14 protein-coding genes are annotated in these 13,484 nt (G+C 64.6%); 2 read left to right on the plus strand and 12 right to left on the minus strand.

Translation table 11 applies throughout. From position 1 onward, the window contains the following. Positions 1-40: 40 nt before the first annotated feature. The 7 genes from ccmB to yajC form a co-directional block, all read right to left on the minus strand. The gene (ccmB, locus tag R2C4_RS09765; RefSeq protein WP_058287090.1) at positions 41-697 is read right to left on the minus strand and encodes a heme exporter protein CcmB; all 657 of its coding nucleotides are present in this window, start codon (positions 695-697) and stop codon (positions 41-43) included. Then, positions 694-1,308 carry a heme ABC exporter ATP-binding protein CcmA gene (gene ccmA / locus R2C4_RS09770; RefSeq protein WP_141890485.1) on the minus strand — a complete coding sequence of 205 codons (615 nt, stop codon included), beginning with the start codon at positions 1,306-1,308 and terminating at the stop codon, positions 694-696. The genes ccmB and ccmA overlap by 4 nt, the downstream gene beginning before the upstream one ends. Positions 1,309-1,396: 88 nt before the next feature. Next, the gene (locus R2C4_RS09775) at positions 1,397-1,750 is read right to left on the minus strand and encodes an Mth938-like domain-containing protein (RefSeq protein ID WP_141890486.1); all 354 of its coding nucleotides are present in this window, start codon (positions 1,748-1,750) and stop codon (positions 1,397-1,399) included. An 11-nt stretch (positions 1,751-1,761) separates the two neighbouring features. Further along, positions 1,762-2,514: a TSUP family transporter gene (locus tag R2C4_RS09780; RefSeq protein ID WP_141890487.1), complete on the minus strand. Its 753-nt coding sequence runs from the start codon at positions 2,512-2,514 to the stop codon at positions 1,762-1,764. Next, a complete protein-coding gene (gene secF, locus R2C4_RS09785; protein WP_058287094.1) occupies positions 2,507-3,475 on the minus strand; it encodes a protein translocase subunit SecF in 969 nt (322 codons plus the stop codon). Before secF ends, R2C4_RS09780 begins: the two co-directional genes overlap by 8 nt. Position 3,476: 1 nt before the next feature. Further along, on the minus strand, positions 3,477-5,138 hold the full coding sequence (gene secD, locus R2C4_RS09790) for a protein translocase subunit SecD (protein WP_141890488.1): 1,662 nt from the start codon (positions 5,136-5,138) through the stop codon (positions 3,477-3,479). A gap of 33 nt (positions 5,139-5,171) precedes the next feature. Then, entirely contained in the window at positions 5,172-5,456 is a 285-nt protein-coding gene (gene yajC / locus R2C4_RS09795; protein ID WP_058287096.1) for a preprotein translocase subunit YajC, read from the minus strand. Positions 5,457-5,768: 312 nt separating this feature from the next. On the opposite strand from yajC, the gene R2C4_RS09800 reads away from it, so the two are divergent. Then, positions 5,769-6,185, plus strand: a complete 417-nt coding sequence (locus tag R2C4_RS09800; RefSeq protein ID WP_141890489.1) for an SET domain-containing protein — start codon at positions 5,769-5,771, stop codon at positions 6,183-6,185. 170 nt (positions 6,186-6,355) lie between these two features. Then, positions 6,356-7,648, plus strand: coding sequence for a serine--tRNA ligase (gene serS, locus R2C4_RS09805; protein ID WP_141890490.1), 1,293 nt, complete (start codon positions 6,356-6,358; stop codon positions 7,646-7,648). Positions 7,649-7,720: 72 nt separating this feature from the next. On the opposite strand, the gene R2C4_RS09810 is transcribed toward serS, so the two are convergent. From R2C4_RS09810 to R2C4_RS09830, 5 genes are all read right to left on the minus strand, one after another. Then, positions 7,721-8,284, minus strand: coding sequence for a helix-hairpin-helix domain-containing protein (locus tag R2C4_RS09810; RefSeq protein WP_141890491.1), 564 nt, complete (start codon positions 8,282-8,284; stop codon positions 7,721-7,723). Positions 8,285-8,353: 69 nt separating this feature from the next. Beyond that, entirely contained in the window at positions 8,354-9,307 is a 954-nt protein-coding gene (locus R2C4_RS09815) for a fatty acid desaturase (protein WP_141890492.1), read from the minus strand. Between the two features lie 312 nt (positions 9,308-9,619). After that, positions 9,620-11,083 (minus strand): ribosome biogenesis GTPase Der, encoded by a 1,464-nt coding sequence (gene der, locus R2C4_RS09820; protein WP_058287101.1) that lies wholly within the window; start codon positions 11,081-11,083, stop codon positions 9,620-9,622. Between the two features lie 72 nt (positions 11,084-11,155). Continuing rightward, positions 11,156-12,478, minus strand: a complete 1,323-nt coding sequence (locus R2C4_RS09825; protein ID WP_141890493.1) for a PQQ-like beta-propeller repeat protein — start codon at positions 12,476-12,478, stop codon at positions 11,156-11,158. 52 nt (positions 12,479-12,530) lie between these two features. Next, positions 12,531-13,202: a hypothetical protein gene (locus R2C4_RS09830; RefSeq protein ID WP_141890494.1), complete on the minus strand. Its 672-nt coding sequence runs from the start codon at positions 13,200-13,202 to the stop codon at positions 12,531-12,533. Positions 13,203-13,484: the final 282 nt, after the last annotated feature.

Here is a 13,484-nt window from a genome sequence, read left to right on the forward strand (position 1 = left end):
TATTTAGCTCTTGTTCTCGGGTTTCTCAATTGGCTGGCCCCTAGCGCAAATTGACGCGCAGGACGGCAGCACTGGCAAAGGGCAGCAAGGCGATGGAAGCGGCGGAGATCCCGGCCAGCAGCAGCAGCGGCGTCTGCACCGCCATGCCCTCGGCGCCGCGGCGGGCCACCTCCGAACCGAAGATCAGCGTCGGCACATAGAGCGGCATCACCAGGAGCGACATCAGCAGGCCCCCGCGTTTCAGCCCCACCGTCAGCGCGGCGCCGAAGGTGCCGATGACGGACAGCGCAGGCGTGCCCAGCAGCAGGGAGATCACCAGCCATTGAAAGCCGGCGGCCGGCAGATTCAGCAACACGCCGAGCACCGGCGCGGCCATCACCAGCGGCAGCCCGGTGGTGATCCAATGGGCCAGCGCCTTGATCGTGACGGTGCTTTCCAGCGGCAGCGGTGCGGTGGCCAGAAGGTCGAGCGAGCCGTCCTCCCAATCCAGCGCCAGCAGCCGGTCGAGCGACAGCAGGCAGGCGAGAAGCGCCCCCAGCCACAGCACGCCGGGCGCGATACGGGCCAGCAGTTCGGACTGCGGGCCGACGGAGAACGGCACCATCACGGTCACGATCAGAAAGAACGCAAGGCCCAGGCCAAAGCCGCCGCCCGCACGCAGGGCAAGCTTGAGATCCCGCAGGAGAAGCGCAATCACAAGAAGTCTCCGTCAAAGTCGTCGATCTCCGGCGGCTTGGCCTTGTAGGGGCCGACGTCCAGCACCTCTGCCTCCAGCCCCAGATCGATGTGGGTGGCAATCAGCGCCGAACCGCCCTGCCCCAGATGCGCCCGCACCGCATTTGCAAACATCGCGACCGAGGCCGTGTCGAGGCTCACCGTCGGTTCATCCATGATCCAGACCGGGCGGCCCGTGACCAGCATCCGGCTGAGGCCCAGGCGGCGTTTCTGTCCAGCCGACAGCGCACCGGCTTGCCGGTCGCGCAGGGTTTGAAGGTCGAACCCGTCCAGCGCCTGTTCAATGCCATTGCGGCCAAAGACACTGGCCCAGAAGGTCAGGTTCTCTGCCACCGTCAGCGTCGGCTTCAGCCCGTCGGAATGGGCGGCATAGGCGATCTGGTCCTCAGCGCCCTCAACCTGCCCCCGCAGCGGGGGTTGCAGGCCTGCGACGGTGCGCAGCAGCGTGGTCTTGCCGATGCCGTTGGGGCCGCGCAGGATCAGCGCCTTGCCGGAAGCCAAGGAAAAACTCAGCCCCTCCAGCACCGGGATACCTCCGCGGGCCACGCTCAGATCCGTCACAGTTACTGTCATGAAGCCCGCTTATCCCATTGTGCCCGCGCATGAAAAGACCATTTAGCCGCGGCCCGCTTTGCGGCAGGTCAAAAGACTCTGCACAAAATCAGACCGGCAGCGCCGCCATGGCGATCCGCCGGCCCTCTGACAGCAGAACATTGTAAGTGCGGCACGCGGCAGGCGAATTCATGATCTCCACCCCCAGACCGGCTTGCTCCAGCGCGGCGCGCAGCTCTGCGGGGATATGGGCGATCTCTTCGCCGGTGCCGATGAACAGCACGTCGATCTCCCCGGCCAGCGCCAGCAGCGGCTCTGCATCACCCAGCCCGCCCCAGGCCGCGGTGCCGGCCGCCGATGTCAGAACCGCCCCCTGATGCACCTGCCCGCCGATGCGGAAGAACCCCGCGCCATAGCCGTCAATCGGCTGCGCGTCGCTATAGCTCACTTCATTCAGGCGCATACGCGGTCCTTTCAGTCAAATACAGGGAGGCTGGATACCACGGCCAGCCCGATCACGGAATAGGAGGCAAAGCGGTAGAGCTTCTCCAATCCGGGATCGAACAGCGCCTTTCCGGTGAGCGTGGTGATCACGTAAGGCACGCCCAGGAGGCAGGCCAGGATCACCGCCTTGAGGCTGGCCATGCCGCCAAAGATCAGGTTGGCAGCGATCACCACGTCAAGCGCCGCAAGGAACACGATGGTATTGGCTCGGACCCTCGCCACGTCGCGCACATTGGCCAGGTAAAAGACGATGATCACCGGCCCGGTCAGCCCCGTCATGCCGCCGACCACGCCCGCCGCGCCGCCGATGGCAAACCGTCCCGGCCAGCCCAGCCGCCCCTGCCAGCGCCAGCCGGAGATCACCGCGGCCAGCGTCACGCCGATGACCGCGGCTGCCAGCCAGCGCAGCGTCAGGGCATCCAATTGCGACATGACCCACAGACCCGCAGGCACCGTGACCGCCGCCGCCATTGCCAGCGCGCCGACCTCTGCTTTGTCAGCCGTGCTCCAGGCCTGCGGGAACAGGGTGATGGTGGAAAACACCCCCATCAGCACCATCAGGAACACGACATCCGCCGCGGGCAGGAACTGCGCGCCGACGGGGACAAAGATCATCGCGGTGCCAAAACCAGTGAAGCCGCGGACAAGACCCGCGGCTCCAATGGTCAGGAACAGCCAGAACAGCCCCGGTGTGTCCAGGGCTGCCTGAAAGGCCTCAAGCATCGATGTTCGAAAACTGGTTGCCGGTGGTGTTCGCCTGCTTCGACCAGTCGCGCTTCACCCCCAGCTTCAGCAGGATGGTGGAGGCCACGAACACGGACGAATAGGTCCCGACCAGCACCCCCCAGATCATCGCAAAAACAAAGCCGCGGATCACGTCGCCGCCCAGCACGTACAGCGAGATCAGCGCCAGCAGCGTGGTGACAGAGGTCATGACCGTCCGGCTGAGCGTCTCGTTGATCGAGATGTTCAGAACTTCGGCCAGATCCTTCTGCTTGTAACGGCGCAGGTTCTCGCGCACCCGGTCGAACACAACCACGGTGTCGTTCAGCGAGTAACCGACGATGGTCAGCAGGGCGGCAATGATCGCCAGGTCGAAACGGATCTGCAGCTCCGAGAACACGCCGATGGTCAGCACCACGTCATGCACCAGTGCCGCCACCGCACCGAGGGCAAACTGCCACTCGAACCGCAACCAGATGTAGACCAGCACCGCCGCAATCGCCAAAGCGACCGCAATCACCGCCGTGGTGATCAGCTCGCCCGAGACCTTGGGACCGACGGATTCAACCGAGACAAATTTGATGCCCGGCGCCACGGCGTCCAGCGCGGTTTTCAGCGTTTCGATCATCTCGCCGGAGATCGCCTCGCCGTCGTCCTGTGCCTGAATGCGGATCATGGCCACATGCTGGTCTTCCTCGAACGACGGGTCGAACACCTCGGTGATCGACACATCGCCCAGCTCATGCACCGCCAGCGCGTCGCGGTAGGCGCCGACATCCACAACTTCGGATGCCTCGGTGCGGATGGTGGTGCCGCCGCGGAAGTCGATGCCGAAGTTCAGCCCCTGCCACAGGAAGGAGGCCATCGCCACCACCATCATCAGGGCAGAAATACCCAGCCACAGCTTGGCGCGTTTGAAGAAATCGAAAGAGGTTTCCTGGGGAACAAGTCTCAGCCGCATATCACACCTCAATCGTTTTCGGACGGCGCCGTTCAAACCACATGACGATCATCAGGCGGGTGACAAAGATCGCGGTGAAAACCGAGGTCAGAATGCCCAAACCAAGGGTGATCGCAAAGCCGCGCACCGGGCCGGAGCCGATAGCGAACAGGATCACCGCAGTGATGAAAGTGGTGATGTTGGCGTCGAGAATGGCGCTCAGCGCCTTGGAGTAGCCTTCGTCGATGGCCTTGGCCGGGCCGCGGCCCGATTTCAGCTCCTCGCGGATACGTTCGAAGATCAGCACGTTGGCGTCCACCGCCATACCGACCGTCAGCACGATGCCGGCGATGCCCGGCAGCGTCAGGGTGCCGCCGATCAGGCTGAGCATGCCGAAGATCAGTGCAATGTTCAGGATCAGCGCCACATTGGCAAACAGGCCGAACAGGCCATAGCTGAGGCCCATGAACACCAGCACCGCGACAAAGGCCACAATGGTGGCAATCTTGCCGGCATCGATGCTGTCCTGGCCCAGCTCGGGGCCGATGGTGCGCTCTTCCAGGAATTCCAGCCCGGCAGGCAGCGCGCCTGCGCGCAGCAGCACGGCCAGATTGGTGCTTTCCTCGATGGTGAAGTTGCCGGTGATGATGCCGGAGCCGCCGGGAATGTGCGACTGGATCACCGGGGCAGAGACCACCTCGTCATCGAGCACGATCGCAAAGGGCGAGCCGATGTTTTCGGCGGTGTAGTCGCCAAAGCGGCGCGCGCCGGAGGTGTTGAAGCGGAAGGTCACCGCAGGCCGCCCGTTCTGGTCATAAGACGGCTGGGCATCCACCAGGTCCTCGCCGGTCACAACGGCGGCGGCTTCGATGGTGTAATAGGCGCCTTCCTCATCCAGCGACGGGATCACCTTGTTGCCCATGCCGGGGGCAGCGTCGGGGTCGCTGCCGCGGCCCACAACCGGGTTGAAAGTCAGCTGCGCGGTGGTGCCGATGATCTCCTTCAGTTCCGACGCGGACCCGATGCCGGGAACCTGGATCAGGATCCGGTCTGCGCCCTGGCGCTGGATGGTCGGCTCGCGGGTGCCCACCTCGTCGATGCGGCGGCGCACGATTTCCAGCGACTGGCGCACGGTGCGGTCGTCGGAGGCAATCATTTCCTCCTCACTCAGGCGCACCACCAGGATGTCGCCCTGGGCCGAGACCTCGATGTCGTTGGCGCCGACGCCGGTCAGCGTGGTGATCGGGTTGGCAAGGCCGCGCACGATTTCCAGCGCGCGGGCCATGCCATCGGGTTTGGAGAGCTTCAGGCGAATCTCATCCGCAGGCCCCGGCTGGCGGCGGAAGGTGCCGACGGTATCACGCTCCGGCCGCAGCGCATCGCGCACCTCCGGCCACAGCGCATCCATGCGCGCCTCATAGACGTCCTCAACCTGCACTTCGGCCAGCAGATGCGCGCCGCCCCGCAGGTCAAGGCCCAGGTTCACCAGACCCGACGGCAGGAACGACGGCCACTGGCCGGCCGTTTCCAGCCGCTCCGGCGTTTCGCCCTTGGCGATGATATCGGCGGCCGCGTCGTTGGACTGTTCGACGCGGGTGTAAAACCCGTTTGGCAGGGCAAGCATCAATCCAGCTGCGCACACCAGCCAGATCAGCACCCTCTTCCAGAGATCAATTTGCAGCATTGCCCTGCCTTTTCAGATGGTTGCAAGGGGCGCTTAAGCTGCCGGCTCGGTCTTGTTCAGAACCTGGGCAATGGTCGCCTTGACCACGCGCACCTTGACGCCCTCGGCGATTTCCACCTCGATCTCGCCGTCTTCCTTGACCTTGGCCACCTTGCCGATCACGCCGCCCTGGGTCACCACCTGGTCACCGCGGCGCAGGCCGTCCACCATCGCCTGATGCTGTTTCATCTTCTTCTGCTGCGGGCGGATCAGCAGGAAGTACATGATCGCGAAGATCAGGATAAGCGGGAGAAATTGGCCGATTGCGCCAGCGTCCATGGGATATTCCTTCTGTCAAAGCGGCAAGGTGTTCATGCCGGAAATTTGCAGCGGAACCTATGCGCTGGACCGGGGGTTTGCAAGGGAACGCTGCAGCCCCGCAGAGGCGGAGTGCAGGCCACGGCGGCACCGGCTCCGGCAGGTGGCGCAAGAAAGCGTCAACAGACACCGCCGGAACGCGGATTTTGATTGCAAAACAGCGTGATTCGGCGCTTTGCTTTCCCGTGCGCAAGCCGCCAGGCGCGGGGCTTTGCCCCCCCTCTTTCCGGTCCGGATGGCGGCCCGGCCATTCCTGAAAGAAGGAACAGGCGCATGATGATGGTGCGCTGCTATCTCGCCCCCTCGGCCATCGAAGGTCTGGGCGTTTTCTGCCATGACAACATCACCAAGGGCGACATTGTCTGGCGTTACGACAGGATGCTCGACACCACCTTCCCCGAGAGCAAGCTGGACAATGTCGAACCGCACATGAAGGAGTTCCTTGAACGCTACTGCTTCCCGGATCCCTGCCGCCCGGGCTACCTGATCCTGCAATGCGACGAAGGGCGTTTCCTGAACCACTCCATGTACCCGAACCTCGATTTTTCCGACGGGGTATGGGGCCGGGCGCTGGCCAATGTTCCGGCCGGCACGGAACTGACTTTCGACTATGCCGACTTCCTGACCGGAGAGATCCGCATGCAGCCGCCGCGGCATCACGTGCACACGCTGCCGATGGCCGCGGAATAAGCAAAATGAGGCCGGGTCCAGCACCCGGCCTTAGCAATTCCGCAGCCACCGGGCTGTGACCGAATAACCCGCTTGCAGACAGACCGCACGCCCCCCTTCCCCTTTGTTCACCCTTGCGTCATAGGATGGGCCTACTGATTCAATTGTTTGCAACGCTAGGAGAGACTCTCATGCATGACATCCGCGCTATCCGCGAAAATCCTGCCGCTTTCGACGCCGCTGTGGCGCGGCGCGGGGATGCGGGCGTGTCATCCGAGATCCTGGCGCTGGATGAGGCGCGCCGGGCCAAGATCCTGGCGGCGGAAACCGCGCAAGCTGAGCAGAACAAGGCCTCCAAGGAAGTCGGTGCTGCCAAGGGCCGCGGCGATGAGGCCGAATTCGAACGCCTGCGCGCGCTGGTGGCCGAAAAGAAGGCCGAAGTGGCGGCCATGAACACCGAGGCCAAGGAACTGGACCAGCAGTTGAACGACATGCTGGCCACCATTCCGAACCTGCCTTTCGACGATGTGCCGCTGGGCGAGGACGAAGACGACAACGTCGAAATCCGCCGCTGGGGCGAGCCGAAGGCGCTGGAGTTCGAGGCCAAGGAGCATTTCGAGATCGAAGGCGTGAAGCCGGGCATGGACTTCGAGGTTGCGGCCAAGCTGTCGGGCAGCCGGTTTGTGGTGCTGTCCGGTGCGGTGGCCCGTATCCACCGGGCGCTGGCGCAGTTCATGATCAACACCCATGTGGACGAAAACGGCCTGACCGAGACCTGGACCCCGGTGCTGGTGCGCGAAGAGATGATGTACGGCACCGGCCAGCTGCCCAAGTTCGGCGAGGACAGCTACAAGACCACTGACGGCTGGTGGCTGGTGCCGACGGCGGAGGTCACGCTGACCAATATCGTGAACGGCCTGACGGTTGAGGAAAGCTACCTGCCGCGCCGCTATGTGGCCCACACCCAGTGCTTCCGTTCCGAGGCGGGTTCGGCCGGCAAGGACACCGCCGGGATGCTGCGCCAGCACCAGTTCGAGAAGGTCGAAATGGTCTCTGTCACCCATCCGGACAAGAGCGTTGAGGAGCATGAGCGCATGACCCGCTGCGCCGAGGACATCCTTGAGCGTCTGGGCCTGCCCTACCGCACCATTGTCCTGTGCACCGGCGACATGGGCTTTGGCGCCCGCAAGACCCACGACATCGAGGTCTGGGTGCCCGGGCAGAACACCTACCGCGAGATCTCCTCGGTCTCTGTCTGCGGCGATTTCCAGGCCCGCCGGATGAATGCGCGCTTCAAGCCCGCGGATGGCGGCAAGCCGCAGTTCGTGCACACGCTGAACGGCTCCGGTCTGGCCGTCGGGCGCTGCCTGATTGCGGTGCTGGAAAACGGCCAGCAGGCCGATGGCTCGGTCAAGCTGCCCGAGGTTCTGGCGCCCTACCTTGGCGGCAAGCTGACCCTGACCGCCGAGGGGCAGCTGGTCTGACCCAACCCAGCCCCAAACAAGAAAACCGGCGCCATCTGGCGCCGGTTTTTATTTGAGATCAAAGGCCAGACGTTACTTCTTCGCCTTCTTCTTTTTCTTCTCGCCGGTCTTCCCCTCCAGGATCGCCTGCGCCTTGGCCTTCTCCTTTTCGATGGCCTTCTTGGCCTTGGCCTTCATCTTCTTGGCCTTAAGCTTGGCCTTGATTTTCGCGGCCGCAAATTCCTCCGACAGATTGGCGGCCTTGCGCTTGGCCTTGGCGGCCTTTGCCTTGGCTTTTGCCGCCTTCTCCTCCGCTGCCTTGCGGGCCGCTTCGGCTTCGGCAAGCTTTCTGTCCATCTCTTCCTGCGACGGCTGCGCCTGAGAGGCCTCCGCCTGGCCGCCGCCCGTGCCGGGGGCAGCATTGCCGTTCACCGGCTTGACGGCGGCAGCCTGAGCCGGGCGGTCCTCCGCTCCGGTGTCCGCAGCTTCGCTGGCCAAGGCCGTCAGCGCTGCCGCGCGGCTTGCTCCGATACCCGGGATGCCGCGCAGGCCGGCGTCATCCATCCCGGCCAAGTCTTCGACGGAACGCACGCCATGGTCCTGCAGCACCTTGGCCAGCGCCGGCCCGACCCCGCGCAGCTTGTGAATTGGTGTCATGCCTGATCTATTCCCTTCTGTTCATCGCTTTATCTTTAATATCCCGGTGCAGGGATCGCCCGGCTCCGCCTAGGCAGGAAAGGGCACGAGGCATTTTTTGTCTTCATCCCAAAGCTTTAGCGTCAAAGCCCGCACCGCTTCCGGGAACTTGATCCGGCGCAGCCCCAGCTCCGGCGGCAGGCTGTAATGGCACTGCCGCAGCCGGTAGGACGGGATGCGCGCATTGTAATGGTGGATGTCATGCAGGGTGATATTCGCCACCGCCATGTCGAAAAACCAGCCGAAATCCAGGCAGGACGATCCCTGCAGCGCCGCCACCTGCGGGTTCAGGTCCGGGCGGCGGTCCCAGTAGGTGTCCTCGAAATTGTGCTGAAGATAGACCAGGAACACCCCGATCATGCCGCCAAGGAAGGAAAACACCAGCCAGATCCAGATGCCGGTCATCCCCGCCGCCCAATAAAGCAGCGCCAGCATCGCCACGATCACCAGATTGTGCAGGACCACGCCCCAAACCCCGAACCGCACGGTGTTCTTGGGCCAGCGGTAGCGGATGAAATAGGTGAAGGCAGACCCCAGCGGCACCAGCACAAACGGGTTGCGGTAGAGCCGGTAGCCCAGCCGCTCCCAAAACCCGGCCGCCTTCCACTCCCGCACCGTCATGGTGTGGATTTCTCCGGTTTCGCGGTGCTCCAGATTGCCGATGTTGGAATGGTGCAGGTTGTGGTTCTGCTTCATCACCTCAAAAGGCGCAAAGGTGAAGGGCGACAGCACATGGCCCGCGATCTCATTCTGCAGGCGTGTCTCAAACAGCGAATGGTGCCCGGTGTCATGCTGCAGCACGTAAAGCCGCACCGCGGCAAAGGCGAAAACCGCCCCGGCAGACAGCATGACATACCAGCGGTCCGCATGGGCGACGGCCAGATACAGCGACAGGAAATAGACTGCAAATGTCCCGAAATAGCTGAGCGATGCCAGACGGTTGTCCTTTTCGGTGAACTTGCGCGTGTGTGCCCTCAGATCCATAAATTCACCCATAAATGCGCGATGTGACAGGCATGCGAACAAAGGCGCAGCCCGCCCAAGATTAAACTGAGATAATCCCGGCCATTCCAAAAGCAAGACGGCCGCGTCCAGACGCCTCAACCCTAAGGATAACACTCTGCCGCGCGTGATGAAACAGGCCCGTTGCGGACAGCGCTGCACGGCAGAGCCCCGCCGAAGCCGCGGCGGGCGCAACGAAAAAGCGCCGCCCGTCAGGGCGGCGCCGGGCCCAACGGGCCAAGGTATTCTGTGAATGCCGCGAGGCCGGGCGGGAGCCGTCCCGCGCTTGCCGCGTCAGCTGCCGCGCTTGTTCAGGTGCTTGGCCAGGGCTCCGGCGTTCTTGGCGCGCTTGCCCTTATAGGGGTTCTTGTCCCCCTGCCCGCGCATATAGAGGCGGATCGGCGTTCCCGGCATGTCGAAATCTTCGCGCAAGCCATTGACCAGATAGCGGGTATAGCTTTCCGGCAGCTTGTCGGGGTGCGAGCACATCACCACAAACCCCGGCGGGCGGCTCTTGGCCTGGGTCATGTAGCGCAGCTTGATGCGCTTGCCCTGGGGCGCTGGCGGCGGGTGCTGCTCCAGCATGCCAACCAGCCAGCGGTTCAGCGCGGCGGTGGGCACCCGGCGGTTCCAGGTGGCATAGGCGCGCATGATCGCATCATGCAGCCGGTCCAGCCCCTTGCCGGTCTTGGCCGACACGGTCACCAGCGGTGCGCCGCGCAGCTGCGGCAGCAGGCGGCCGAAGGCTTCCTTGAGGTCGCGCAGCTTGTCCTGCTTGTGCTCTTCGGCGTCCCATTTGTTGACCGCAACCACAACCGCGCGCCCTTCGCGCTCGGCCAGGTCGGCAATCCGCAGGTCCTGCTGTTCAAACGGGATGCTGGCGTCCAGCAGCACCACCACGACCTCGGCGAACTTCACCGCGCGCAGGCCGTCAGAGACCGAGAGCTTTTCCAGCTTCTCCTGCACCTTGGCCTTCTTGCGCATGCCGGCGGTGTCGAACACCCGCATCGGCACGCCGTTCCAATTGATCTTAAGCGAGATCGCATCGCGGGTGATCCCGGCCTCAGGCCCGGTCAGCAGCCGCTCCTCGCCCAGGATCTTGTTGATCAGGGTCGATTTGCCCGCGTTCGGGCGGCCCACCACGGCGACCTGAAGCGGCTTGGCGTCGGTCGGAACCGGAACCACCTCTTCCTCGTCCTCGCCGATCTCTTCATAGAGCTCGACATCGGTGTCCGGCGAATGATCCACGGCCTCGGCCTCGAACTTCTCCGCCAGCGGCTGCAGGATGCCGTAAAGGTCCGGCATCCCCTCGCCGTGCTCGCCCGACAGGCGCAGCGGCTCGCCCAGGCCCAGGCCGTAGGCCTCCAGCACACCCGCCTCGGCGGCGTTGCCCTCGGCCTTGTTCGCGGCCAGGATCACATGCGCGGACTTGCGGCGCAGGATGTCGGCGAAAACCTCGTCGGTCGGCGTCACCCCGGTGCGGGCGTCGATCATGAACAGGCAGATGTCGGCCATATCCACCGCCCGCTCCGTCAGGCGGCGCATGCGGCCTTCCAGCGAGTTGTCGGTGGCGTCTTCCAGACCGGCGGTGTCGATCACGGTAAAACGCAGATCCCCCAGCCGTGCCTCGCCCTCGCGCAGGTCGCGCGTCACGCCCGGCTGGTCGTCGACCAGGGCCAGCTTCTTGCCCACAAGGCGGTTGAACAGGGTGGACTTGCCCACATTGGGACGGCCCACGATGGCGAGGGTAAAAGACATCAGACCAGCTTTCTGCGATTCAGACGCGGCTCATAGCGCATTCGCGCGGCATCCGCCACCCGCAAACACGGATCAGCGGTATGCCAGCAATTCACCGTTGGAGGAAACCACATAGAGCGTGCGTCCCGCAACCACCGGCGCGGTGGTGGCGCCGCCCGGCGCCTCAACGGTCCGGGTCAGGCTGCCGTTCACCGGGTTGAAGAACCGCAGCAGACCGTCATTGGAGGCCAGCACGATCTGCCCGCCCGCCAGAACCGGGCCGTGATGCACATAGATCTTGCCGCGCTTGCCCGGCTTGTCCTTCACGAAACCCGGCAGGTCCACGGCCCAGATCACCTCGCCTGTGCCCGCGTCCAGGCGCAGCAGCTGGTTGAGGTCGCTCACCTGGAACAGGCTCCCGCCCGCGGGCCAGGCGGGACCGGACGCGCCTTCACGCGCGGTCCACAGGCGGTCGCCGGTGTCCAGGTCGATGGCAACGGTGCGGCCCGAGTTGTTGCCTGCATAGAGACGCTTGCCCGCAACCACCGGCGCGCCGGTCACATCGCTGATCCGCGACAGCGTCTGGCCAACGCGCTGGCCGGCCACCGACGCGCTCCAGCGGCGCAGGCCGCCACGGCGGAAGGTGGCGATCAGATCGCCGGAGCCAAAGGCAAAGATGGCAAGATCATTGGTGACCACGGGCGCCGGCGCGCCCAGAACGTTGGCGGCTGAGGGCGAGGCCTCGATCTGCCAGGCGATGCGGCCGTCCTTGGTGTTGACCGCCCAGCCGGTGTCGTCGCCCGCCACCAGATAGACCAGCCCGCCGCTGACCCGCGGCTGGCCGGAGCCGGTGGCCCCCAGTTCCTGCCGCCAGATCAGGCCGCCGTTAGCGGCGTTCAGCGCCGTCAGCACCCCGAAGCCGGAGGAGACATACAAGACACCGTTGTCATAGGCCAAACCGCCGCCTGTCGCCTGACCTTCATCATCCGCCGCCGGGATCAGTTCGCTTTGCCACAGCACTTGGCCTTGCGGCGAAACTGCGGACACCTGTGCCCCGCTGTCCAGTGTGTAGATGCGGCCGCCGCCAACCACCGGCGTCGCGGTAATGCGCTGGCGGCGGCTGTCGCCTTCACCGATCCGGGCAGACCAAATGCGCTGCGGCGCGGCAGAGAGGGCCGGATGCGCGGTGCGGCCCGCCTCGGCGCCATGGCCCTGGGCCCACTCCGCATTGGCTGCCTGCGCAGGCAGCGAAATGGGACGGGCCTGGTTCACCACCTCCACGGCAGCGCCGGGCCGGATATCCTCGCGCTCGCCGCGCAGAATGATTTCCTCTTCCCCGCAGGCGGCCAGCACGGCCAAAGCTGCGGTTGTGCACAGAAGACCCCGTGCCCGGGAGAAAGTCTTGGTTATTGTCATTGCCCTGCCCTGTCTGCCGTAGTCTTCCGCAAGTTCCCATCCGCGGAGCGCCCTACCCCTCTGGCGCAGCGTCCCCCTCCAGGGAGCCGCCGAGCGCCACAATCACCTGAGATGCGCGGTCTTTCAAGTCTCCGCTTACGGCGGCATCGGCCGCAATATCCCGCAGCCGGGCAATCGCAGCGTCGTTGTTGCCTTCTTCGATGTCCAGCAGCGCCAGCTGTTCGGACGCCAGCAGCGCCAGCGGCGCGCCGGGCTGCGCAAGGGCTTCGTATTGCAGGCGGCGGTCCGCCACGCTGAGGGTCTCCGCCTGCAGCGACAGGGCCTTGAAGCTGGCGATATGGCGGTAGATCAGCGGCAGCTCGCCATCAATGGCCACGGCCTCCAGCCGGGCCGCTGCCTCGGCGGTTTTGCCTGCTTCGGCCAGCGCGCCCGCTTCCAGCATCGCAGCGATCGCGTGGCCGCCGGCACCCGGGGCTGTCACCGCCGCCAGCGCCGCGGCCTGATCTTCGCTGCCCTCAACCTTCAGCGCCGCCGTGATCTGGTCGCCCAGATCCTCAGCCGCCGCACGCTCCTGCGCCTTGTTGTATTCGCGAAACGCCGCGCCGCCGACGATCAGCGCCACAGCCACGCCGCCGATCCAGCCATAGCGCTTCAGCATCAGGAAGAGCCGGTCACGGCGAACCTCTTCGGTCACCTCGTCGATAAAGCTGTCGGTATCGCTCATGAAAAGCCCCTGGTATGCGCGGCCCGGGCCTGCGCCCCTGCCGGTATTGAATGCGTCGCGCCCCTCTTACCCCGGCTCAAACGCCAAGCCAAGTGGCCCGTTTGCATCAGAAACATCCGTATTTGCGCCGCAAATGCAAGAAATGTGAACTAAACCACTTAGTTTAGAATGGACATATCCTATATCAGGCCTATCACATACGCGCGACTCTCCTTGTAATCAGGCCCTGCCGCCCGGCGGCACCAGAGCACAGCACACAGGGAGCTGACAGAAATAAGGAAA

This window comes from Leisingera aquaemixtae, assembly GCF_006740765.1.
In the GTDB taxonomy this organism is placed as follows: domain Bacteria; phylum Pseudomonadota; class Alphaproteobacteria; order Rhodobacterales; family Rhodobacteraceae; genus Leisingera; species Leisingera aquaemixtae.

What these genes read in the sequence shown, in the direction of transcription:
- R2C4_RS09780 (WP_141890487.1), bottom strand. Translation starts at nt 2,514, where the DNA reads ATGCTTGAGGCCTTTCAGGCAGCCCTGGACACACCGGGGCTGTTCTGG.
- R2C4_RS09800 (WP_141890489.1), top strand. Translation starts at nt 5,769, where the DNA reads ATGATGATGGTGCGCTGCTATCTCGCCCCCTCGGCCATCGAAGGTCTG.
- R2C4_RS09830 (WP_141890494.1), bottom strand. Translation starts at nt 13,202, where the DNA reads ATGAGCGATACCGACAGCTTTATCGACGAGGTGACCGAAGAGGTTCGC.
- R2C4_RS09825 (WP_141890493.1), bottom strand. Translation starts at nt 12,478, where the DNA reads ATGACAATAACCAAGACTTTCTCCCGGGCACGGGGTCTTCTGTGCACA.
- secD (WP_141890488.1), bottom strand. Translation starts at nt 5,138, where the DNA reads ATGCTGCAAATTGATCTCTGGAAGAGGGTGCTGATCTGGCTGGTGTGC.
- yajC (WP_058287096.1), bottom strand. Translation starts at nt 5,456, where the DNA reads ATGGACGCTGGCGCAATCGGCCAATTTCTCCCGCTTATCCTGATCTTC.
- serS (WP_141890490.1), top strand. Translation starts at nt 6,356, where the DNA reads ATGCATGACATCCGCGCTATCCGCGAAAATCCTGCCGCTTTCGACGCC.
- secF (WP_058287094.1), bottom strand. Translation starts at nt 3,475, where the DNA reads ATGCGGCTGAGACTTGTTCCCCAGGAAACCTCTTTCGATTTCTTCAAA.
- der (WP_058287101.1), bottom strand. Translation starts at nt 11,083, where the DNA reads ATGTCTTTTACCCTCGCCATCGTGGGCCGTCCCAATGTGGGCAAGTCC.
- R2C4_RS09815 (WP_141890492.1), bottom strand. Translation starts at nt 9,307, where the DNA reads ATGGATCTGAGGGCACACACGCGCAAGTTCACCGAAAAGGACAACCGT.
- R2C4_RS09775 (WP_141890486.1), bottom strand. Translation starts at nt 1,750, where the DNA reads ATGCGCCTGAATGAAGTGAGCTATAGCGACGCGCAGCCGATTGACGGC.
- R2C4_RS09810 (WP_141890491.1), bottom strand. Translation starts at nt 8,284, where the DNA reads ATGACACCAATTCACAAGCTGCGCGGGGTCGGGCCGGCGCTGGCCAAG.
- ccmA (WP_141890485.1), bottom strand. Translation starts at nt 1,308, where the DNA reads ATGACAGTAACTGTGACGGATCTGAGCGTGGCCCGCGGAGGTATCCCG.